Below are 22,333 nucleotides of genomic sequence, written 5' to 3'. Positions count from 1 at the left end.
CCTTATGGATAAAGCGGCATATGCTGTAAACCAGTTGTCTCTTCCAATCCCGCTAATATATTTGCATTTTGAATCGCTTGCCCAGCTGCACCTTTCATCATATTGTCTATAACAGATACGACCGTGATTCTTCCTGTTCTTTCGTCATAAGCTACGCCAATATCACAATAATTTGAGCCCCTTACTTCTTTCGGACTGGGAAATTTCCCTTGAGCGCGAATTCGAACGAAAGCTGAATGTTCATACGTTTCTTCATATAATTTTTGAAGTTGCTGCATTTCCACTTCCTGTTTCACTTTCGCATAAAGTGTAATCATAATCCCCCGAGATATCGGTATTAAATGTGTACTAAATGTAATTGGCTTTACTTCACTATTCCACTCTGCAAGCATTTGCTCAATCTCAGGAACGTGCTGATGCTGATTTACTTTATAGATATGCAGGTTATCATATAGCTCTGGAAAGTGAGTCATTGTTGTTGGACTTTTCCCCGCTCCGGATACCCCTGATTTCGCATCAATAATAATCGAATCTTCTTCAATCATTCTGTTACGTACTAACGGCGCTACCGCCAATAATGCAGCTGTAGCAAAACACCCTGGGTTTGCAATTAAATCTGCACTTTGAGCCTCTGACTTTTTCCATTCACTTAATCCATATACTGCTTTTTTTAGAATTTCTTCTTTTGCAGCTGGCCTTTTATACCACATCTCGTATGACGAAGGATCCATCATACGAAAGTCTCCAGATAGATCAATTACTTTTAAACCTACTGCTAATAATTTGGGAGTTAACTCTGCCGACACTCCTGCTGGGGTTGCTAAAAATACGATTTCTGCTTCCCTCTCTATTGCCTCTACATCAATTTCTTGTAACGTATGTACAAGAACATTTCGAAGATGCGGATATACATTTGCTATACACTCGCCAACTTGTGAAAAAGAATGGAGGGATGCTATCGAGAAATATGGATGTTGCTCTACTAACCGAATTAACTCAATTCCTCCATATCCAGTTGCTCCAATAATTGCGACTTTCATAAGCTCCTCCTCATATCGATTCTTTAAGTTAAGTATGATTATAATACTGTATATTTATAGAGTCAATTAAATATTTATAAAATTTTTAAAACTCAAAAATCTTAATTTTACTGGAAAAATAATATACACAATCGAATTTTTATGCAAAAATAATGTATATTAGCATTTCCATTTCACTTCAAGTACAATAAAACAATACATGTATACATACAGGCGGGGAAAAACATGAATGAAAAATTAATCGAGAAAATGATTACAAAAAGTTTTCAGCAATATCAATGTAATCCTGTTTCAAAAGAGGATCAGGAAATGCTAATTAAACATATTCAAACGATAATTCATTCAAATACTGAAATTGATGTATACGAGGCAATTGAGGATATCGTTTACGATTATGTGACTGGAAAATAAAAAAATAGGAGATTTCCATATGGAAATCTCCTATTTTTTACTTAATGATTTGCCTGCAACACGTTCAAATAAACCTGGGAATAATGCGTAGAGCTTTGGCCCAATCCCCATCCACTTCGGCAAGTTTACTTCACGTTTTTTCGTTTGCATCGATTTTACAATTTGTTCTGCTACATATGTTGGTTTTAACATGTAGCGCCCCATATTTTTTACATATGTACCGGATTGATCAGCTATTTCAAAAAAGTTCGTATCTATCGGGCCTGGATTAATTGCTGTTACAAATATATTTGTACTAGACAATTCCATACGTAAACTATTCGTAAACCCTAATACAGCATGTTTTGTTGCTGCGTAAGCGCTCGATTTCGGTGTTGCAATTTTTCCAGCAAGTGAAGCAATATTAATAATTTGTCCTTCATTCCTTTTTACCATATAAGGTAAAACTGCTTTCGTACAAGCTACTAATCCGAATACATTTACTTGGAACATATCCTTTACTTCATCCATTGAAGCATCTTCAAACGTTTTAAAAATACCAAACCCCGCATTGTTTACTAATATATCAATACGTCCCACTTCTTGTAATACCTTTGCGAACACAGATTGTACTTCCGTCTCATTACTTACATCCAATACATAGTAATAGCAAGGCGTATTATAAGTTTCTTTAATCTTTTTTGCTAATGCTCGTAGTTTTTCTTCCGTTCGAGCTATTATTACTGGAGTTGCCCCTTGCTCTGCAACTTGCATTGCAACCTGCTCTCCAATTCCACTAGAAGCACCTGTAATGACGATTACTTTATCCTGTAAACGTCCTGTCATTGCTGTCACCTACTTTGCATAATAAATCAATTGTTGCGAAGATTCATCAATCATCACTTGTTGATTATATGCTAAAAAATCTAATTGTCCAACAGTTTCTGAGATAGTAAGTGGCAATTGCTCTTTATATAATACTGGGAAAAGCTTTACGCATACTTCAAATGCTGTCATTGGCTTTTCTTTCAATAACTCAAGTACTTTAAACGCACGTGTTTCTTGCTTTTGTAACCTTGTTTCAATAAGTTGTTTCACATTTAGAACATCTTCCCCATGTCCTGATAAAATGCGCGAGATATTCATTTCACTTAAACGCTTTAACGTTTGATTGTATTGTAGTAACGGACGCGCTCTTTCTGTTTGCCCCTCATATGGTGGTTCTAATATTGGATTCGAAGAAATATGACTAATGAGAGCATCCCCACCAATTAATATTCCATCTGATTCTCTATATAATGAAACATGAGTAGAAGCATGACCTGGCGTTTCAATCACTGTAAATCCAGGCAAAGAATCAACACGATCTCCTTCTCTCACAGTATGCGTTAACGATCTCTTACAAGAGTATTTTAGTGTCTTTGTCGTCAATAATTCCTCATCTTTCAAAAATGCTGCTGGAACACCGAACTGCAAGGCTGTCTCTTTAAAAAACTCATGATACCACTTTAAAAATTGTGGATTTTGTGTGATCCAAGGCTCATTCCAAGGGTGTCCAATAATATTTGTTTTCTCAGAGAATATATTTAACAGCCCACAATGATCCGCATGATGATGTGTAATCACTACCGTTTTAATATCTTCTATCGTATATCCTAATGCACCTAATTGACTTTCTAACGCCTTTTTTGCCTCTTCTGTATTCGTCCCTGTATCAATTAAAGTTAATGTCTCCCCCTCAACTAAAAACACATTCACTGTCTCAACTGCAAATGGCACAGGAATCTCCATTCGGTGAATCGCCGTCATGCTTAGCCCCCCCTGTTTCTTTCCGGTTCAAAAATGAATACCTCTTCAGTTTACAACTTCCCTATTAATTTGTCATTATTTTCAGATAAAAAGGAGGTGTTTTCCATAAAAAAACGAATGTATGTACATTTATAAGAATTTCTAACCAAATTTCAAGGAGGCGCATCATGTCAATTCAAAACATTTCCTTTCTCGGTGCAGGGTCTATTGCCGAAGCAATTATTGGTGGGTTATTAAACGCAAATGTTGTTAAAGGAGAACATATTACTGTAAGTAATCGTTCTAACGAGACAAGATTACAGGAGTTACATAAAAATTATGGTGTCAAAGGTACACATAACAAAAAAGAATTACTTACTGATGCAAATATTCTTTTTCTAGCTATGAAGCCCAAAGATATCGCAGAAGCGATTATCCCCCTGAAAGAATATATAAATGATAACCTACTTATTATCTCGTTATTAGCCGGTGTTTCTACTCATTCAATTAGAAATCTACTTCAAAAAGACGTTCCAATTATTCGTGCAATGCCAAATACATCTGCGGCTATTTTAAAATCCGCGACCGCTATTTCCCCTTCAGAACATGCAACAGCGGAACATATTCGCACTGCAACCTCTTTATTTGAGACGATCGGCCTCGTCTCTGTTGTAGAGGAAGAAGATATGCATGCTGTTACAGCATTATCCGGAAGTGGCCCAGCTTATATTTATTACGTAGTAGAAGCGATGGAAGAAGCCGCAAAAAAAATTGGTTTAAAAGAAGATGTTGCAAAATCACTTATTCTCCAGACGATGATTGGTGCTGCTGAAATGCTAAAAGCTAGCGAAAAACACCCTTCTATTTTGCGAAAAGAAATTACTTCTCCTGGGGGAACAACTGAAGCAGGTATCGAAGTGTTACAGGAGCATAATTTTCAACAAGCATTAATTTCATGTATTACACAAGCAACGAAACGATCACATGATCTTGGAAAAACATTAGAAACAATAGCAAAAGAAAAATAAAAACGGAGCTCAACTTTATTTGAGCTCCGTTTTTATTTTAATCTTATGCTTTTAGTTATTACTCTTCCCAAAAATCTCTTCTTGCAGACGGCGACCTGTCGGTGTTGCTGCAAGTCCACCTTCAGCTGTTTCACGAAGTGCTACTGGCATCGTTTGTCCAATTCTAAACATTGCCTCAATCACTTCATCACATGGAATTGTACTAGTTACACCAGCTAATGATAAATCAGCTGAAATCATCGCATTTGCAGCGCCTGCTGCATTACGTTTCACACAAGGTACTTCTACAAGTCCTGCAACCGGATCGCACACTAAACCAAGCATGTTCTTTAATGAAATTGCCATCGCTGTAGCTGCTTGATCTGGTGTTCCACCAGCCATCTCAACTGCTGCTGCTGCTGCCATCCCACTTGCTGAACCAACTTCAGCTTGACATCCTCCTGCAGCACCAGAAATACAAGCATTATTCGCAACAACCATTCCGAAAGCTCCTGCTGTAAATAAAAATTCAATCATCTCTTCACGTGTAGGCTGTAATTTTCCTTTCAGTGCAAACAGTACGCCTGGCACTGTTCCAGCAGAACCTGCTGTTGGTGTTGCACAAATGATTCCCATCGCCGCGTTTACTTCATTTGTTGCGACCGCTTTACTCACAGCATCCAAAATCGTATCTCCAGATAACCCTTTTCCGCTATTCATATACGTTTGAACTTTTACAGCATCACCGCCAGTTAAACCAGTCGGTGATTTCACGCCGCGAATACCGCGTTCTACTGCTTGTTCCATCACAACTAAGTTCTTTTCCATACCAGCAATTACTTCTTCACGTGAAATACTTCTTGTTGCCATTTCACATTGAATCATAATTTCTGCAATTTTTACATTTTGTTCTTTAGCTTGCGCCACTAGTTCCGCTGCGTTCCGAAACATGGTGTGTCCCCCCTGCAATTAATCCATAATGGTTACTTGACAAATATTTTGTTGCTCATTTATCTCTTCAATCACTTCATCCGCTAACAATTCATCTGTTTCGATGACCATAAGTGCTCTTCTTCCTTTTTCTTTACGAGAAACACTCATTGTACTAATGTTAATCTCATGTTTCGCAAGGATTGAAGCTACTGCTGCAATAGCACCAAAGCGATCGTTATTTACAATAAGAAGTGCTGGACTCGTTCCTGATAATTGCAGATCAAAGCCGTTTAACTCTACAACCTCGATCTTACCACCACCAATAGAACATGCAACAACTTCGATTTCCTCTTCACCTTTATACAGACGAATTTTCGCTGTATTCGGATGCGGAGCGTTTGCATCTTCTTCAATGAATTCCACTTCAATTCCGCGCTCTTTTGCAATGTCTAACGCGCTTGGAATACGTAAATCATCCGTTTCAAATCCAAGTATTCCACCAATTAACGCTACATCCGTACCGTGCCCACGATACGTTTTTGCAAATGATCCGTATAATGAAATGCTAACTCTCTCTGGTTCATGACGAAACAGCTGGCGAGCAACTTGCCCCATTCTTGCTGCCCCTGCTGTATGTGAACTTGATGGACCAATCATAACTGGACCAATAATATCAAATACCGAGCGATACTTCATTATAACTCCCCCTAAACCTCTATGAAAATTATTTTCTACTATTCTATTAAGCTACCGCATCTGTTGCTTTTCCAGCCGTACCACGAATTTGCTCCGCTGTACGAATTGGATAGTTTTTGAATAAAAGTGAACCAATATATCCTGAAATAATACCAGATACCATAGTACATAAGAAATATAGCATTACTTTCATTTAAAATGATATAAAATACCAGCAATAAATCCTGGTAGCAATCCAAAGTTTAACACAGAAGCCATTGCAAGCATAGCATAAACAGGTGATACCCATTGCTAATGTAACTAAAGTTGCACCAGTTACTCCGCCTAGACTACCTGCTGATTGTCCAACCTCTTTTAAGAATGGTATACCAATTAAATCTCCGCCAACGTATAATTGAAAAGCTTCAACTAAAAAACTTGCAACAGCTGCATTTGCTAAAGCTCCCCATTGCTTTCATACCGTTTGGCGCTTTAAAACTAAAGAGTGAAAAAAGACTTAGTACAAATAATAATAATATCGTTCCTTTAATAATCTCCATGTTGCTCTATCACTGTTTAGTCAATTTCGTTTATTACAAAAAATGGATAACATATATGATGTAAATTATAATGTGCCCTCATTATAGCTCGTTTTTTATAGAACGCTTACTTTTGTTGAATTTTAAAATTTCTGAATAAAAGTCTTCTTTTCTCCTTTGTATTACTTGTACGTACATCTTCTTGTATAACAGTTTTTCTACATAATCATTATAATGTATTTTTACCTTATATACTCAAACCATTATAAATTTCTGTATTATCCAAGCATAAGTATAAAATGATAACAGTTTTATTTTAAATTTTTTTTAGAAATAAAAAAATGGTAAACCGAGGTCACCATTTTTTTTACGAAATTATTATTTTTATACTGGAAATGATTTCAAATCCGTTGCTATTTCTGCATTAGAAAATAGTTCTCTTGCTTCTTTCAATAATTCCTTATATGTTTCTCCTTGATAACGAGAACTAATATGAGTCAATATTAACCGTTTCGCATTTGCCTGAAGTGCAATACTCGCTGCTTGCTTAGATGTGGAATGAAAATAATCATAGGCTTGTTGCTCATCTTCTGCCGCAAAAGTCGCTTCATGAACAAGTACATCTGCGTCTTGTGCTAGCTCTCTACTCGCTTCGCAATATCGTGTATCACCTAAAATGGTAATAATTCTCCCCTTTTGAGGCGGACCGATAAAATCTTTTCCATTTAGCATTGTACCATTCTCTAATTCAACTACTTCTCCATCTTTTAAACGTTTGAAGACCGGACCTGGTTTCACACCCATTGCCAGCAATTTATCGACTAAAAGAGCACCTTGTATATCTTTCTCTACAATACGATATCCGAAACATTCAATGCCATGTGACAATCTTTTCGTTTCTACATAAAACTCATTATCTTCAAACACAGTACCTTCTTCCGTTATCTCAACGATTTCAAGTGGATATTTCACATGCGTCGTACTTACTGATAATGCCACTTCAATAAATTGTTTAATTCCTTTTGGCCCGTACACTGTTAACGGTGTTGTTCCACCTTGAAACGAACGGCTACCCAATAAACCCGGCAATCCAAAAATATGATCGCCATGTAAATGCGTTATAAATATTTTTTCAATGCGACGTGGACGCACAGACGTATATAATATTTGATGTTGCGTTGCCTCGCCACAGTCAAATAACCAAGTCTGTCCTCGTTCTTCTAACAATTGCAAAGCAATTGCTGAAACATTCCTTCCTTTTGAAGGAACACCTGCACCAGTTCCTAAAAATACAAATTCCACTTTCTTTCCTCCAGCTCTTTATATAATCTACCTTTCATCTTACGGAATGTTATTTCAAATGGCAAATTGAATTTACATAACCAATCATCTAGACAACTATATAATACGAACGTTGTAATTTTTAAAATAGCGATTGTTCGTGTTTTGTGATAAAATAATTTCACTACATTTCAAGGGAGCGTTTTATTATGAAAGAAGTATTTCGTTTACAAACTAATTTTTCATCTTCATTTGACCGCTGGGTAAGTTCTTTCGTGTCTGATCACCCAGCACAATTAGAGTGGACGACTTTAAAAGAATTAATCCATGAATATACAACATCACATACAAATGAGACGTTGCCAACATATATTTCTTCCGCTTTAACATATTACGCACAACGCGTTTCAACAAAAAACAGTTCAGAGATTGTTATTTTTGAAAATGTTACAATCTCATAATCTATAATAAAAAGCACTGTATAAACAGTGCTTTTTATTTTTATCCATTAAAGCATTTATTTTCCCGCCTTATTTACAACAAAACACCCCTTATTTCCTACTATCTCGCCATTATAAATCTATTTAATTTTTCAAAAAAACAGATTAAATAAATATTGACACTATAAAATCACAGTGCTAATATTCAACTTGTAATTGAATATGGTCTCTGTTAGGTGAGGCTCCTGTATAGAGAAACGCTGCTGCCCAAAAATGTCGAGAGACGCCAATGGGTCAACAGGAAAGGTCGGAATGAAGGCCTTTTTTAACGTAGCTGGTTTCAGTACCTATGCTATACAGTGCTAAAACTCAACGAGGGAGAGGTGCGTATGTTTTGTCATACACAAAAACTGTTTTTATCTATGTTTAATAACAGTCTTTGTTGTTGACTCTTTTTGACTGCGAATTCAGACCTTTACTCGTTTTGAGTAAAGGTCTTTTTATGTCTTTATGCACCTTACTATGAAACAAACATAGCATATTCAGAAACTACTAATTGTACGGAGGTGAGGAACAGTGGCAAGTGATGATTCGGCCCAGATACCCATATGTTTTACGTTAATATTTCATCATGTAGGTAGGAAAGAAGCTGTTCCTCCTAATTTTAAATAGTCGAGTAACAGATTGTTTCCTCCTTCATGAAAAGGAGGAACTACCGATGTTAAATTTACAAAGACAAGAAACGAAGCATGCTTACGATCAAGATAATATGAAAACAAATAACGAATTATTAGTAGCAGTTGCAAGACAAGATGTAAACTCTGCGCTAAAACTTCTAGAAACAACACAAGACGGACTCTCTAAACAAGAAGCGTCTCATAGACTTTCTTTATATGGTCCGAATGAAATTGCTCATAATAAAACATTGCCATGGTACATTCAATTTCTGTCGGCATTTAAAAACCCATTTATTTTTGTTTTGTTAGCTCTTGGGGCACTCTCTTTTTTCACAGATGACATACAAGGAACAATTGTCGTATCTGTAATGGTGCTACTAAGTGCAACGATTCGCTTTCTACAAGAATTTCGCTCTCAGAAAGCGGCAGATAAGTTAAAGGCTATGGTTCGAACAACCACGAGCGTCTTTAGAATAGATGGATTTGTGCACGAGACAAAAAACGTAACGAATTTAAATCGAAATTACACAACGGAAATTCCAATTGAAGAACTTGTACCTGGCGATATTATTTCACTTTCAGCCGGTGATATCGTTCCAGCTGATGTGCGTATTTTATCAGCTAAAGATTTATTTGTTAATCAGTCTTCTTTAACTGGGGAAGCACTTCCTGTAGAAAAGTACGAAAACTGCTACCATACGGAAAATAAACATATATTACCGAAAAACATGAAAAAAAATTACAATCCACTCGATATGGAAAACCTTTGCTTTATGGGTACAAATATTGTTAGTGGTAGCGCAAAAGCTGTTGTTGTTTCAACTAGTACGGATACGTATTTCGGCTCTTTAGCAAAAAAGGTGATCGGAAAACGTGCAGAAACAAGCTTTGATAAAGGCGTAAACAAAGTAAGTTGGCTCTTAATCACATTTATGCTTATTATGACGCCCATTGTCCTTCTCATTAACGGATTCACAAAAGGAGATTGGCAAGAGGCTTTCTTCTTTGCTATTGCCGTTGCAGTTGGCCTTACACCTGAAATGTTACCAATGATTGTAACTGCTAATTTAGCTAAAGGCGCCGTGAACATGTCTAAGCAAAAAGTTATTGTAAAACAACTAAATTCTATTCAAAACTTAGGTGCTATGAACATTCTTTGTACAGATAAAACTGGGACATTGACAGAGGATAAAGTTGTTCTTGTCCGTCATTTAGATCCTAGCGGTAATACATGCGATCGTGTATTACACTTTGCCTATTTAAATAGCTTCTATCAAACGGGATTGAAAAATTTAATAGATGAAGCTGTTATTAAACATACAGAAGAAAATCAAAAGTTTGATCCATCAGTTTTTCAAAAACTAGATGAAATTCCATTTGATTTTGCTCGTCGGCGTATGTCTGTCATCGTGAAAGATATTTCAGGGGAACATACAATGGTTTGTAAAGGTGCCGTAGAAGAAATTTTATCCATTTGTAACTACACTGAAGTAGATGGAAAAGTTATTCCTCTTACCGATGACATGCGCTCGAATGTTAAACAACTAAGTGAGACATTGAATGGCGAAGGTATGCGTGTTATTGCTGTAGCTTATAAAAAAGATAGAAAAACAAGTGATAAAGAGTACGCGGTAAAAGATGAAACTGGCATGATTCTTGCTGGATATATTGGCTTTTTAGATCCACCGAAACCATCTGCAGCTGCTGCAATTCAAGCATTAGAGAAACATGGTGTACAAGTGAAAATTTTAACTGGCGATAACGAAATTGTTACAAGAAAAGTTTGTAAAGAAGTTGGATTGAATATCGGTAAACCAGTCCTCGGTTACGAAATCGATTCTTTACCTGATAAAGCATTAGAGAAACTGGCCGAAGAAACGACTGTATTTGCTAAACTAAATCCAATGCAAAAATCCCGCATTATACGAGTATTACAAGGAAATGGTCATACTGTAGGGTATATGGGAGATGGCATTAACGATGCTGTAGCATTACGTGAAGCTGATGTTGGAATATCTGTTGATACTGCAACTGATATCGCAAAAGAGTCGTCCGATATTATTCTACTTGAAAAAAGTTTAACTATATTAGAAGCAGGTATTTTAGAAGGACGTACTACGTTCGGAAATATTTTGAAATATATTAAAATGACTGCTAGCTCTAATTTCGGAAATGTGTTTAGTGTGTTAGTAGCAAGTGCTTTCATTCCCTTTTTACCGATGCTTGCAATTCACCTTTTAATTCAAAACTTGCTGTATGATATTTCACAACTGTCTATTCCATGGGACAAAATGGATAAAGAGTTTTTAGAAAAACCAAGAAAATGGGATACTGCAAACTTACGGAACTTCATTATTTGCATCGGCCCAATTAGCTCCATATTTGACATTATCACATATGTAGTCATGTGGAATGTCTTCGGTGCAAATACACCTAGCGACCAATCATTATTCCAATCTGGTTGGTTTGTCGTTGGATTGCTCACACAAACTTTAATTGTTCACATGATAAGAACACAGAAAATCCCTTTTATTCAAAGTACTGCATCAACGCCAGTTCTTTTATTAACCGCTTGTATTATGGCAATCGGAATTTATATTCCATTCTCACCACTTGGTGCGGCCGTTGGTTTACAAGCATTACCACTTAGTTACTTCCCTTGGTTAATAGGAATACTATTAGGCTATGCTTTCTTAACACAATTCCTGAAAAAAATTTATATTAAAAAGTTTCATAGCTGGTTATAAAAGTGAAAATGAAGCGCATAGTCGTTTTCTTCCCATGCACATGATTAGTTCAGAAGATATCGGTTTAACGGAATTGTACAGTGAAGACGTTGATTCTAACCAAAAAGTATCTATATAAGCTACATTACATTGCAATACAAATGCAGCTGTCTTAATGGAAAAAATCGTAAGTAGAATGTTATTAGAATCTGGCGTTACTGCTGCCGGTTCGAAAACTTCATTAGATTTAGAGGCGAATTAAAAATGAAAGGTGTCATGATATATACCACTTCATGACACCTTCTACATAAACTTATTTTCTAATTTTTGCTGAAACGATTTTTCTTGTTTACGCAATAACTGGCTACCACGTTGTAAAAGTGGCGTTCCATACTTATCATTAATTTGATCAATGACAGCAAGTAGCGGTTCTTTTTTCGCATCTTCTTCAAATGAAAACAAATCTAATTGTTTCACCGATTCTGTCTTCCACTCTATTTCAGTAGCTGTAACACCTAGTAACCGAACGGAATCACCATCCCAATGTTGCTTCCATAAACGGGAGGATGCCTGAAAAATATCGCGTTCTTCCCAAATCGCATTTTTCAATTGCTTACTCCGTGTTACCGTCCGTCTATCATGGTATTTAATCGTAATTTGAATATTATAGCTGACAAGGGTTCGCTTTTGTAATCTTTTACTCACTGATTTTGATAAACGTTCTAACATATCAAGTAATTCTTTCTCTTCATCCATATCCTTTGAAAAAGTCGTCGAATTGCCGACACTTTTATGTTGTCCCATTTGACTTGGGTCAACTTCCCTATCATCCATACCTTTTGCACGCCTTTGTAAATCAACACCGTGCTTACCAATTTTAGCACGAATGATATGCTCGTCTCCCTTTGCCAACTGTTCAATTGTCTGTATATGAATTTCATTTAATTTTTCAGCTGTTTTTTCTCCAATCCCATGCATTGCTCCAACTGGAAGTGGCCAAATCATTTCTGGAATATCACGTTTTCGAAGTACCGTAATACCAAGAGGTTTTTTCATATCAGAAGCTGTTTTTGCTAGGAAAAGGTTTGGAGCGATTCCAATACTGCATGGAAGCTGTAACTCTGTTAATAGTGCTTGTTGAATCATCTGTGCTATTTCAAGAGGCGAACCAAGTGCGTAGCAATCTGTAATATCTAAATACCCTTCATCTATAGAGACTGGTTGTATTTTTTCTGTAAAACGAGAAAGTATTTGAAACATTTGAAAGGAAGCTTCGCGATATAATGTAAAATTAGGACGCCTTACAACTAATTGGGGGCATAACCGTTTCGCTTCCCAAAGAGGCATCGTCGTACGTATTCCGTATTCTCTCGCCTCATAACTACATGTTATGATAATTCCTTTTCTCTCTTTTTCATTTCCAGCAACCGCTAATGGCTTTCCCTGTAATGACGGATCATGAGCAATTTCAACAGATGCGAAAAAACAATTCATATCTACATGCAAAATAACACGACCATTTTTCGGATACATTTCTCGCATAGTATTCACCCCCACCAAAGAACATTCGTTCCTTTATTATATCAAATTCATGTACAATATAATAATTACTTATTCTTTTTATCCTATTTTTGCTATACTTAATACAAGTTATGGATATTATTGTAAAAGGAGTGACTTATTATGAAATCAAATAGTAAGCTCAACTATACTTTTCTCATTATTATATTAATCATCTTAATTAATTACTTACTACTCCCGATTTTTAATATTAATACAGCCGGACTCTTTCCTCGTTTACTAGGTATCGTAACAACTTATATACTGCCATGGATTTTCTTATACTGGCTTATCCGTCTTGTAAAAGCAATTGAATCAAAATAAAAAGCGTGTAAATCACAATTGATTTACACGCTTTTTTTGTTTATTATTTCGCTACTTCTTCAATAATCGCAACAACTAATTCTGCTGTTTTTGCTAACTCTTCAACAGGAATCTTCTCGTTTGTTGTATGAATTTCTTCATAACCAACTGCTAAGTTAACTGTTGGGATACCATGTCCTGCGATTACGTTTGCATCACTTCCGCCACCACTTTGGTGAAGAGAAGGTGTACGACCAATTTTTTCAGCTGCACGTTTTGCAACTTCTACAACGTGATCGCCATCAGCAAATTTAAATCCTGGGTACATAACGTTTACTTCAACGTCTGCTTGACCACCCATATCTTTTGCAGTTGTTTCAAATGCTTCTTTCATTTTTGCAACTTGTGCTTCCATTTTCTCATTGATTAAAGAACGAGCTTCTGCAAAAATTTGTACATGATCGCAAACGATATTCGTTTGTGTGCCACCTTCAAAACGTCCAATATTTGCAGTCGTTTCAGAATCAATGCGACCAAGTGGCATTTTCGCAATTGCTTTTGCTGCAATAGTAATTGCAGATACACCTTTTTCTGGCGCTACACCAGCATGAGCTGTTTTCCCGCGAATAATTGCGTTCACTTTCGCTTGTGTTGGAGCTGCAACAACGATTTCACCAACTTTTCCATCGCTATCTAATGCGTAACCATATTTTGCCGTAATGCGCTCACGGTCTAATGCTTTTGCACCAACAAGTCCAGATTCTTCTCCAACTGTAATAATAAATTCAATTTTTCCATGAGGGATGTTTTTCTCTTTTAACACACGAATTGCTTCAAACATTGATGCTAATCCTGCTTTATCATCCGCACCTAAAATTGTAGTACCATCTGATACGATATATCCATCTTTAATAGAAGGCTTAATTCCATTACCAGGAACTACTGTATCCATATGAGACGTAAAGTAAATTGTATCAACACCATCTTTTGTTGCTGGTAAAGTACAAATTAAGTTACCTGCACCATGACCAGTTACAGCCATTGTGTCATCTTCAAATACTTCTACACCTAAAGCTGTAAATTTCTTTGTTAATACTTTGCAAATTTCTGCTTCAAATTTCGTTTCAGAATCTACTTGTACTAATTCCATAAATTCATTTACTAAACGTTCTTGATTAATCATAAGACTGCGCCTCCTGCACTACCATTATGTATGTAACACTACTAATTATAACAGAATTTCGCAAAAGTTTCGAAATACAAGACAAAAAACAGATGGTTTATATGTCTAAATACCCATCTGCTTTCTATTACTCATTTAATAATACCCAGCGCATATGATCTTCCCACACTCCATTAACCATTAACATCTTCCTAGATACACCCTCATATTGGAAACCTATCTTCGTCACTACTTGTATAGATGCTAAATTACGTGGCATAATCGGCGCTTCTATACGATGTAGATGAAATTCCTCAAAAGCAACTTGAATTGCTTTTCTAAGCGCTTCTGTCGTATAACCTTTATTTAACTCCTCTATATCTAATTTATAACTGAGTACACAAGATTGATAAATACCACGAACGATTAAATTAAATGAAATACAACCAATTATTTTCGTATCATCATCCTTTTTAAAAATCCATAGCCTAATAATCTTACCTTCTGCGAACTCTTTTCTATCCTTTTGTAACCTTCTTTTTTGATAATCTAATGTAAAAAAATCCTCCGGTCTATACTCTTCCCAAGCCTTTAAAAATTCACGATTTCTGTCGTAATATTGAAGAACTTTTTCCGCATACGACTCATCAATTTCCCTTAAATGTAAACGATCTGTTTCGTATATTTTCATCATCGTATCTCCATTCTTCAGCTTGCATAACAAAAATTAATAATCTATCTTTTAACATATTCTCTACGCATACCAAAATTTCCTGTTATATTTTGCAACCACTTCCCGAATTTTGTCCTTTCTCTCCCTTGTCCATAATTTCATTTCTCGTTACAATGAAATGGTACTGATTTGCAAGGAGGTTTAACGATGCATAAAAAAACTCAAAAAATTATGGTTTACTTAATGCTAATTTCTATGCTTGTAACAACATTACTTGCTGGCGCAAGTATGTTTTGGTAAAAAGGACGATGTATTCGTCCTTTTTTTACTTTTTACATATGATAAAATAAACCATCTCGAAATCGAGATGGTTTATTTTATATAAATCACTATTGCTACAATACTAAAGGAAAATGCCATTACAAGTGCTATGACAAAACTTGTGTACTGTTTCTGCTGAAATGCCCCAATAACAAATGTAAGGTTGAGTAATGCCATCAATACTATTGCTACAACGTAAGAACATATATTAAAAGTTGCCAATATGAATGTAATCACAAATAGAAAACCAACAAAAAACTGCATATACGAAACTTTTGGATTCAAGTACATATGAGCAACCCCTTTTTTCTTTTTTATCTCTCTATATCTTCATTAACGCATGCTTATGTACACATGTCAAGACAACTTATTTCAAAAGAAAAAGCCAACTTTTCCGTTGGCTTTTTCATATGCAATGGCCCCTTTTTCTTTAGCCAATTGCTGAAAAGATTTTTTCGATTTCACAATCGATACTTTCGTTCCAAGTGGAATACGATCAAATAAATATTCCACATCATTTTTCTTCATTCTTATACACCCTTGTGAAATATACTTTCCAATTGAACTAGGTTGGTTTGTTCCATGTATTCCATACTTACTTCCATCAGTTCCTCTTGCATCAAATCCCATCCACCTTGATCCCAGTGGGTTTTTTGGCGATCCACCTGGAATGTCCTTTGCAATATAATAGGGATCCTTTGCTTTCATTACAATATCGAAAGTTCCTTCTGGTGTTAATTCATTCGTTTTTCCCGTAGCAACTGGAAAAATCTTTTGAATCTTACCATCATCAATATAAGCTAATTTATTCGTTGCTTTATTTACAATTATAAAAGGATCACCGGCACGTGGATTATCACCAAGAGGCCAAATCGGTGATAAAGAAAGACATAATATGAAAGAGAGAAGATACGGCATAGATAATTCCTACCTTCTATATAAGTTCTTTTATATTATCCTTTCCCTTAAAGCGGCTTTTAATGAGTAAATATTGCTCCATTTCATACACAAGTTGTACAAGTTTTGCACGTATTTCAAATTCTTCACGTGTGACCGGTAGCGGCATTTCTCTAAATACTTCTCGCATTTCTTGAAGTTGCCTTAACGAAATAACGCCTGTACTTTCAGGACGAATAGAATTCCCTATATTTTCAATTACGTCTGCAATCATATCAGCTTGTTCATACGTCCAAGATAGTGACGCAGCTAATGGTATCATCCGCTCCAAAATTTCAAATTGTTGCATACGCATATTAAAATAACGATAGTAATAGTCATCTTCTCGCATAAATGCATTCTCAAGTTTCTTAAACGATAAATCTCTCGCTTCATTTAGCATGCTCTCGGTTTCGATTAGTTCTGCTCCACTCCAACTACTTTCTCTATTTCGCAAATAAACAACCATTTCAAACAAAATTGTTTTAAAATTACCTTCTATTGTATCCTGATACTCCCTTAGCTTATTTTCACTACTTGGCATATACATATTCATTAATAATGCCATGCTAATCCCTATCGTTAATATAGCAATTTCATTTCCAACTATAAGCCATGTAATGTGTTGCAATGAATATAGATGCATAACAATAACTGAGCTCGTGACAATCCCTTCTTGAATTTTAAACATAACTGCAGTCGGGATAAATGTAAGTAGTAATACACTAATTGCAAGTGGTGTATAACCAATTGTTTCAAAAATACAAAACGCGAATACCATTGATAATACACAAGCTAAAAAACGATGTAACGATACTTGAAGCGATTTACGCTTCGTATTTTGTACACATAATATAACTAAAATACCTGCTGAACTATAAAATTCTAAGCCTAATAACTGAGCAATAAAAACTGCCGCGCCTGTCCCTATTGCTGTTTTTACTGTACGATATCCAATTTTAAACATATCATTGCCCCTATATGTATAAATGTATTTACAGTTAGTATAAAAAAAGGATGACACAATGTCATCCTTTTCCGCTTATTATTCACATAACCTTTTCAAATTACAATATCTTTTGTAAAAATTGTTGCGCACGTTCACTTTTTGGTGCTGCAAAAAATTCTGCTGGTGGACTGTCTTCTACAAGTTTTCCTCCATCTAAGAAAAGAACACGATCTGCTACCTCTTTTGCAAATCCCATTTCATGTGTAACGATCGCCATTGTCATTCCTGTCGTTACTAATGATTTCATAACTTCTAGCACTTCTTTCACCATCTCTGGATCCAGTGCTGATGTTGGTTCATCAAACAGCATAACTTCCGGTTCCATTGCTAACGCTCTTGCAATTGCTACACGTTGCTTTTGTCCTCCTGAAAGACGATTCGGATACGTATCTTTTTTCTCTAATAATCCTACTTTTTCTAAAAGTTTCTCTGCTTTCTTTTCCGCTTCTTGCTTCGTTACTCCTTTTACATGAATAGGAGCATACGTAATATTTTCTAATACCGTCATATGAGGAAATAGGTGAAAATGCTGAAATACCATTCCGACATTTTCACGAACGTGCATTATATTCGTTTTCGGATTCGTTACTTCTTCCGTTCCAATCCAAATGTGACCATTTGTCGGTGCTTCTAACACATTCATACAGCGTAAAAATGTTGATTTCCCCGATCCAGACGGTCCGATAATTGCAACGACTTCTCCTTTTTCAATTGTTGTTGTAATGCCTTTTAATACTTCGTTTTTTCCAAATGATTTATGAAGGTTTTCAATTTTAATCACTTTTCTTCATTCTCCCTTCAATTGCCTTCCCGACTAATGTAAGAATAATGACTAGCATATAATAAATCAGTCCAACAAAAAGTAATGGCTCAAGATATTTAAACGTTTCACCGCCTACAATGTAAGCACGGCGCATTAAATCAGTCGCGCCTATTACCGTTACTACAGCCGATTCTTTCGTAAGTGTCGCAAACTCATTTACAAGCGCTGGTAATATATTTTTTAAAGCTTGAGGAAAAATAATATTCCGCATCATTTTTCCGTAAGGAACCCCTAAAGCCATAGCCGCTTCTGTTTGTCCTTTATCAACTGCTTGAATGCCAGCACGAATTACTTCTGACATATATGCACCTGAATTTAAACTAAATGCAAGTACAGCTGCTAAAAAGGCCGGTATCTCATACCCAATCATTTGCGGAACACCGAAATAAATAATCATTAATTGCAATACAAGTGGTGTACCACGAAATATTGATGTATAAATATCTGCCGCTATATTTAATGCTCGTATTCTAGCAATTTTACAAAGTGCTAATAACATCCCTAAAATAAATCCTGCCAAAGCTGATGCAGCTACAATTTTCAATGTAACCTCTAAGCCCTTTAATATATATGGTATAGAAGGCGTAATTGCTGAAAAATCTAGATTCATCCTTGTCATTCCCCTCACGGAAAAGTGAAAGGCAGCTTATTTTTCGCTGCCAAACCACTTCTTCACTAATTTATCCATTTCTCCATTTTCTTGCATTTTCTTAATTACCTTATTAAATTCTTCTGTTTTATCACTGTTTTTCGGAAGGGCAATTGCTGCTCCTACTTCTTCTGGTGCTTCTTTAATTTCAATTCCTTGTAATTCTTTCATTTTCTCTAAATAATTTTTCGCTACTGTATCTTCTAAAATCGCTGCATCAAAACGACCTGCTTTAATTTCCTGTACGATTTCTGGTATACGGTCACGTCCCTCAACTTTGAAATCAACTTGTTTTTTAAATTCAGCTGCCTTTTCTTCTTGAATAGATCCTGTTTGTACCCCTACCTTTTTCCCTTTTAAATCTTCTATTGATTTAATGTTAGAATCCTTTTTAGAAACAATCATGTTATTAGCAACAAAATATATATCTGTGAAATCAACATTATTTTTACGCTCTGCAGTTGGCGTCATACCTGCCATAACGAAATCAACTTTTCCTGAACTAAGAGATGCTAATAAACCGCCAAAATCCATATCTTTCACTTTCACTTCATAGCCAAGTTCTTTTCCAATATATTTTGCAATATCAATATCAAAGCCGATAATTTCATCGCTCTTTGATGCTTCCACGTATTCATAAGGTTTATAGTCCGCTGAAGTACCCATAACAAGTACTTTTTTATTTTTGTCACTCGCTTTTTCTTCCCCATTACTACATGCACTAAACATGCTTACAATTAAAATAAGTGCAAATGATAGTGATAATAATTTCTTCATCTTTCTTCCCCCTAATAATGTATATTTAAAAGTTAAATAGAATATTTATTCGATGTTTGTATTGTATCAGTAGTTTAATTTTTATGCAATATATAAAATAAAAATAAATAAAATCACCTTTAATACCCTATTCATTATGCATAAAATAACGCATAAAACTGTATCCATATGCATGTCCCATCGTTTTAAATACTAAATAAAAAAAGGCGGTACATCCACGTAACCGTGGATGTACCGCCTTTTCACTTATTTATAGTTCTTCACAATTATCTTCGAAATAGGATTGTAGTTTCGCAATGACTTGCATTGGTTCATGACCTTCAATTTCATGACGTTCTACCATCGTTACAATTTTTCCATCTTTCAATAAAGCAAATGATGGAGATGAAGGTGGATATCCTTCAAAATATTCACGTGCTCTTTCTGTTGCTTCTTTATCTTGACCTGCAAACACCGTTACAAGATGGTTAGGACGTTTATCATAATGTACGGAATGCGCAGCAGCAGGACGAGCAATACCACCTGCACAACCGCATACAGAGTTTACCATTACAAGTGTTGTTCCATTTCTTTTAAACGCTTCATCTACTGCTTCTGGCGTCGTCAATTCTGTATATCCAGCAGAGACAATCTCTTCACGCGCTTGGCGGACAACATCATTCATAAAAAAGTTAAAATTAATCAATCTTTTCCCTCCTCTAAAACTACCTATTTGTATCTTACCAGTTAATGTTTATGAAATACAAGTAAGTTTACTTGTATTTGGGTATAGAAAAGGTGTTAGAGCCCTTGCTCTAACACCTTTTCTTAATGACCACGATGCTTTTGCTTTGCTTTTTGTATTTTGATTAAACGTCTTCTTTGTTTTTCAGCTTCTCGTTTCTCTTTAGATTGCACTTTCTTCTCTTGTTTATGCAGTTCATAAGATAAACTAATTGCCTCTTGCGCCTTTGTAAAACGTTTTACATTTATTTCTTTTGCTGCTTGTCGTATGATACGCTTTATATTTTTTGGACGCTTCTTTTCTTTAACTTCCACACCGCATCTTGCAAAGTCCTGAAAATAGGCTAGTAGTGAACCATTCACAAATATAAGGACCTCTTCGTCAGACGGTTCCGTTCCAAAAATATACCTCGCTCCATACAATTTCCCTTTTTCTTTACATGTAATAATTCCTACAAAAAATTGACCATCGTGATATACTGTCAACTCCATTGACAGCCCCTCCTTAAAAAAATTAGAAATACGGGACATCCCGGAGGGGAAGGTTACTGACATGAAATCATGCGTCTGGACTACCAACCAGTGCTGTGTTTTTGTATTTCTTTCACTATTATTATATCTTTTTTTCCATAATCTTCATATATTCAGCAATCATTTTTTTATGCGATCCTACAATATAGTCAGGTAGCTCTGTTACTGGGAAGAATTTAAGCTGAACCGCTTCTTCTTTATTCATAACAAAATCCCCATCGTATTCATCCGTATAATAGGCTGTCGTTACAGATTGAAATTCATCACCATTTGCTAATTTTGTAAAGTAGTTCGCTCCAGAAAATACATTGATTAATCTTAGATTCTTTACTTCTATTCCTGTCTCTTCATATACTTCGCGGTAAGCTGTTTCTTCCGGTGATTCACCTAGCTCCATGAGCCCGCCAGGCAGCCCCCATTTTCCGTACGGCTCTGTTCTTTGCTGCAATAATACATATCCACTTTCATTTATAACGAGTACAACAGCGCCAACTAAAATTAAAGGGCGATGACCAACTATTTTTCGTAATTCTTCTACATATCCCATCGTATCGCCTCCTTTTTTTGTTGTCCACACTATTGTATCATATGTACGAAAAGACAAAATGCGTATATTTTTCATTTTTTTAACAAAATGTTTATTTTATATGCTTCATCTATTGTAGCTAACATAATGGACTCAATTTCTGCATCCTTCTCTAAATATTCTTTCGCCCATCCTTCAGTTTTTCCTAATAAAGCAAGTACATCTTTTTGAATTCTACCATCCTTCACTAAAATAAAAGCAACTGGAGATTCTTTTCCCTCCACTTTAAGATCAAGCCGAGTAACTGCTTCATATTCTGGATACTGAAATATAGAAACAACACCACTTGCTTCCCATAATGCTAATTTAATCGTTTTAATATCGCTCACATTTCGCATGCGAAGTTCCGAAAATAAATATTCCACCGTAATTCTCGCTTTTTTTAAATTACTAAAATCAATGGAACCATTATGTATAAGAATGATAGGTGCTGGCTCTAAAAAACGTCTCCATCTATCCCATTTCAACATTAAAACAGAGCTTATAATGTGAAGTATAACGAGTATAAACGTTGTAATCATCGAACCGAGTAATCCAACTTTTTCATCAGATAATGCGTTAGAGATATTCCCCCCTAATAATAATACTAGTACAACATCTAAAAATCTTAGTTGCGCAATAGATCGTTGTCCCATCGCTTTCGCAACTAGGATTAAAAATATATAAGCTATAATAGCTCGAATAATCCATTCAACATTAGAAAGATGCCTTGCCCCCTCAAAAATATGCATATGCATCGCTTTGCACTCCTTATCCATCTCAAACTACATCTATGTTTTAGTTT

General features: G+C 35.7%; 26 protein-coding genes, 2 pseudogenes and 1 riboswitch. Of the genes and pseudogenes, 7 read left to right on the top strand and 21 right to left on the bottom strand.

Annotated elements, in window-relative coordinates:
- Positions 1–2: 2 nt before the first annotated feature.
- Positions 3–1,040: an N-acetyl-gamma-glutamyl-phosphate reductase gene (argC, locus tag COI75_RS11785; RefSeq protein WP_000861270.1), complete on the bottom strand. Its 1,038-nt coding sequence runs from the start codon at positions 1,038–1,040 to the stop codon at positions 3–5.
- A 225-nt stretch (positions 1,041–1,265) separates the two neighbouring features.
- Between argC and COI75_RS11780 the strand changes: the two genes are divergently transcribed.
- The gene (locus COI75_RS11780) at positions 1,266–1,451 is read left to right on the top strand and encodes a YqzH family protein (RefSeq protein ID WP_001003234.1); all 186 of its coding nucleotides are present in this window, start codon (positions 1,266–1,268) and stop codon (positions 1,449–1,451) included.
- Between the two features lie 30 nt (positions 1,452–1,481).
- Here COI75_RS11780 and COI75_RS11775 read toward each other — a convergent pair whose 3' ends face one another.
- Entirely contained in the window at positions 1,482–2,276 is a 795-nt protein-coding gene (locus tag COI75_RS11775; RefSeq protein WP_000147781.1) for an SDR family oxidoreductase, read from the bottom strand.
- Between the two features lie 9 nt (positions 2,277–2,285).
- Positions 2,286–3,239, bottom strand: coding sequence for an MBL fold metallo-hydrolase (locus tag COI75_RS11770; protein ID WP_000125107.1), 954 nt, complete (start codon positions 3,237–3,239; stop codon positions 2,286–2,288).
- Between the two features lie 167 nt (positions 3,240–3,406).
- Between COI75_RS11770 and proI the strand changes: the two genes are divergently transcribed.
- Entirely contained in the window at positions 3,407–4,246 is an 840-nt protein-coding gene (proI, locus tag COI75_RS11765; RefSeq protein ID WP_000027280.1) for a pyrroline-5-carboxylate reductase ProI, read from the top strand.
- A gap of 51 nt (positions 4,247–4,297) precedes the next feature.
- On the opposite strand, the gene sdaAA is transcribed toward proI, so the two are convergent.
- The 5 genes and pseudogenes from sdaAA to rnz form a co-directional block, all read right to left on the bottom strand.
- Positions 4,298–5,176, bottom strand: a complete 879-nt coding sequence (gene sdaAA, locus COI75_RS11760) for an L-serine ammonia-lyase, iron-sulfur-dependent, subunit alpha (RefSeq protein ID WP_000489450.1) — start codon at positions 5,174–5,176, stop codon at positions 4,298–4,300.
- An 18-nt stretch (positions 5,177–5,194) separates the two neighbouring features.
- On the bottom strand, positions 5,195–5,854 hold the full coding sequence (sdaAB, locus tag COI75_RS11755) for an L-serine ammonia-lyase, iron-sulfur-dependent subunit beta (protein ID WP_000877454.1): 660 nt from the start codon (positions 5,852–5,854) through the stop codon (positions 5,195–5,197).
- 46 nt (positions 5,855–5,900) lie between these two features.
- Positions 5,901–6,047: a hypothetical protein gene (locus COI75_RS26900; RefSeq protein ID WP_033657065.1), complete on the bottom strand. Its 147-nt coding sequence runs from the start codon at positions 6,045–6,047 to the stop codon at positions 5,901–5,903.
- A 2-nt stretch (positions 6,048–6,049) separates the two neighbouring features.
- Positions 6,050–6,393 (bottom strand): annotated as a pseudogene (locus COI75_RS27285) (PTS sugar transporter subunit IIC); the annotation flags it as partial.
- Between the two features lie 363 nt (positions 6,394–6,756).
- The gene (gene rnz / locus COI75_RS11745; protein WP_000397462.1) at positions 6,757–7,674 is read right to left on the bottom strand and encodes a ribonuclease Z; all 918 of its coding nucleotides are present in this window, start codon (positions 7,672–7,674) and stop codon (positions 6,757–6,759) included.
- 188 nt (positions 7,675–7,862) lie between these two features.
- On the opposite strand from rnz, the gene COI75_RS11740 reads away from it, so the two are divergent.
- From COI75_RS11740 to COI75_RS11730, 3 genes and pseudogenes are all read left to right on the top strand, one after another.
- Positions 7,863–8,114, top strand: coding sequence for a DUF3932 family protein (locus tag COI75_RS11740; RefSeq protein WP_000665714.1), 252 nt, complete (start codon positions 7,863–7,865; stop codon positions 8,112–8,114).
- A gap of 200 nt (positions 8,115–8,314) precedes the next feature.
- Positions 8,315–8,482: riboswitch (M-box (ykoK) riboswitch) on the top strand.
- Positions 8,483–8,811: 329 nt separating this feature from the next.
- Positions 8,812–11,517 carry a magnesium-translocating P-type ATPase gene (gene mgtA, locus COI75_RS11735; RefSeq protein ID WP_000933504.1) on the top strand — a complete coding sequence of 902 codons (2,706 nt, stop codon included), beginning with the start codon at positions 8,812–8,814 and terminating at the stop codon, positions 11,515–11,517.
- Positions 11,518–11,521: 4 nt separating this feature from the next.
- Positions 11,522–11,758 (top strand): annotated as a pseudogene (locus tag COI75_RS11730) (MgtC/SapB family protein); the annotation flags it as partial.
- Positions 11,759–11,799: 41 nt separating this feature from the next.
- Here COI75_RS11730 and COI75_RS11725 read toward each other — a convergent pair.
- Entirely contained in the window at positions 11,800–13,038 is a 1,239-nt protein-coding gene (locus COI75_RS11725) for a DNA polymerase IV (RefSeq protein WP_001208852.1), read from the bottom strand.
- A gap of 141 nt (positions 13,039–13,179) precedes the next feature.
- Between COI75_RS11725 and COI75_RS11720 the strand changes: the two genes are divergently transcribed.
- Entirely contained in the window at positions 13,180–13,380 is a 201-nt protein-coding gene (locus COI75_RS11720) for a hypothetical protein (RefSeq protein ID WP_000841600.1), read from the top strand.
- 43 nt (positions 13,381–13,423) lie between these two features.
- Here COI75_RS11720 and COI75_RS11715 read toward each other — a convergent pair whose 3' ends face one another.
- Both COI75_RS11715 and COI75_RS11710 read right to left on the bottom strand, forming a co-directional pair.
- Positions 13,424–14,542: a tripeptidase T gene (locus COI75_RS11715; protein WP_000609799.1), complete on the bottom strand. Its 1,119-nt coding sequence runs from the start codon at positions 14,540–14,542 to the stop codon at positions 13,424–13,426.
- Positions 14,543–14,669: 127 nt separating this feature from the next.
- Positions 14,670–15,215 carry a GNAT family N-acetyltransferase gene (locus tag COI75_RS11710; protein ID WP_002095320.1) on the bottom strand — a complete coding sequence of 182 codons (546 nt, stop codon included), beginning with the start codon at positions 15,213–15,215 and terminating at the stop codon, positions 14,670–14,672.
- 186 nt (positions 15,216–15,401) lie between these two features.
- On the opposite strand from COI75_RS11710, the gene prli42 reads away from it, so the two are divergent.
- Positions 15,402–15,494 carry a stressosome-associated protein Prli42 gene (prli42, locus tag COI75_RS26895; protein WP_000549143.1) on the top strand — a complete coding sequence of 31 codons (93 nt, stop codon included), beginning with the start codon at positions 15,402–15,404 and terminating at the stop codon, positions 15,492–15,494.
- A 72-nt stretch (positions 15,495–15,566) separates the two neighbouring features.
- On the opposite strand, the gene COI75_RS11700 is transcribed toward prli42, so the two are convergent.
- From COI75_RS11700 to COI75_RS11655, 10 genes are all read right to left on the bottom strand, one after another.
- On the bottom strand, positions 15,567–15,806 hold the full coding sequence (locus COI75_RS11700) for a DUF3894 domain-containing protein (protein ID WP_000281170.1): 240 nt from the start codon (positions 15,804–15,806) through the stop codon (positions 15,567–15,569).
- A gap of 81 nt (positions 15,807–15,887) precedes the next feature.
- Positions 15,888–16,433 carry a L,D-transpeptidase gene (locus COI75_RS11695; protein ID WP_001146539.1) on the bottom strand — a complete coding sequence of 182 codons (546 nt, stop codon included), beginning with the start codon at positions 16,431–16,433 and terminating at the stop codon, positions 15,888–15,890.
- Positions 16,434–16,449: 16 nt separating this feature from the next.
- Positions 16,450–17,418, bottom strand: a complete 969-nt coding sequence (locus tag COI75_RS11690; RefSeq protein ID WP_000472681.1) for an aromatic acid exporter family protein — start codon at positions 17,416–17,418, stop codon at positions 16,450–16,452.
- A 100-nt stretch (positions 17,419–17,518) separates the two neighbouring features.
- Positions 17,519–18,241, bottom strand: coding sequence for an amino acid ABC transporter ATP-binding protein (locus tag COI75_RS11685; RefSeq protein WP_000590212.1), 723 nt, complete (start codon positions 18,239–18,241; stop codon positions 17,519–17,521).
- Positions 18,234–18,893 carry an amino acid ABC transporter permease gene (locus COI75_RS11680; RefSeq protein WP_001046911.1) on the bottom strand — a complete coding sequence of 220 codons (660 nt, stop codon included), beginning with the start codon at positions 18,891–18,893 and terminating at the stop codon, positions 18,234–18,236. Before COI75_RS11680 ends, COI75_RS11685 begins: the two co-directional genes overlap by 8 nt.
- Positions 18,894–18,929: 36 nt before the next feature.
- Positions 18,930–19,709 (bottom strand): transporter substrate-binding domain-containing protein, encoded by a 780-nt coding sequence (locus COI75_RS11675; protein WP_000735502.1) that lies wholly within the window; start codon positions 19,707–19,709, stop codon positions 18,930–18,932.
- Positions 19,710–19,959: 250 nt separating this feature from the next.
- Positions 19,960–20,373, bottom strand: coding sequence for a BrxA/BrxB family bacilliredoxin (locus COI75_RS11670; protein ID WP_170958501.1), 414 nt, complete (start codon positions 20,371–20,373; stop codon positions 19,960–19,962).
- A 143-nt stretch (positions 20,374–20,516) separates the two neighbouring features.
- Positions 20,517–20,924 (bottom strand): YjdF family protein, encoded by a 408-nt coding sequence (locus COI75_RS11665; RefSeq protein ID WP_000424199.1) that lies wholly within the window; start codon positions 20,922–20,924, stop codon positions 20,517–20,519.
- A 121-nt stretch (positions 20,925–21,045) separates the two neighbouring features.
- Complete coding sequence (locus COI75_RS11660) at positions 21,046–21,510, bottom strand: NUDIX hydrolase (protein ID WP_000542557.1); 465 nt, start codon at positions 21,508–21,510, stop codon at positions 21,046–21,048.
- Positions 21,511–21,581: 71 nt separating this feature from the next.
- Positions 21,582–22,286, bottom strand: a complete 705-nt coding sequence (locus COI75_RS11655; protein WP_000550973.1) for a DUF421 domain-containing protein — start codon at positions 22,284–22,286, stop codon at positions 21,582–21,584.
- Positions 22,287–22,333: the final 47 nt, after the last annotated feature.

Origin of the sequence: Bacillus cereus, assembly GCF_002564555.1 — a bacterium.
GTDB classification, from domain to species: domain Bacteria; phylum Bacillota; class Bacilli; order Bacillales; family Bacillaceae_G; genus Bacillus_A; species Bacillus_A cereus_K.
The sequence above is the reverse complement of the archived record's forward strand: the minus strand, read 5'-3'. Positions and strand labels throughout refer to the sequence as shown.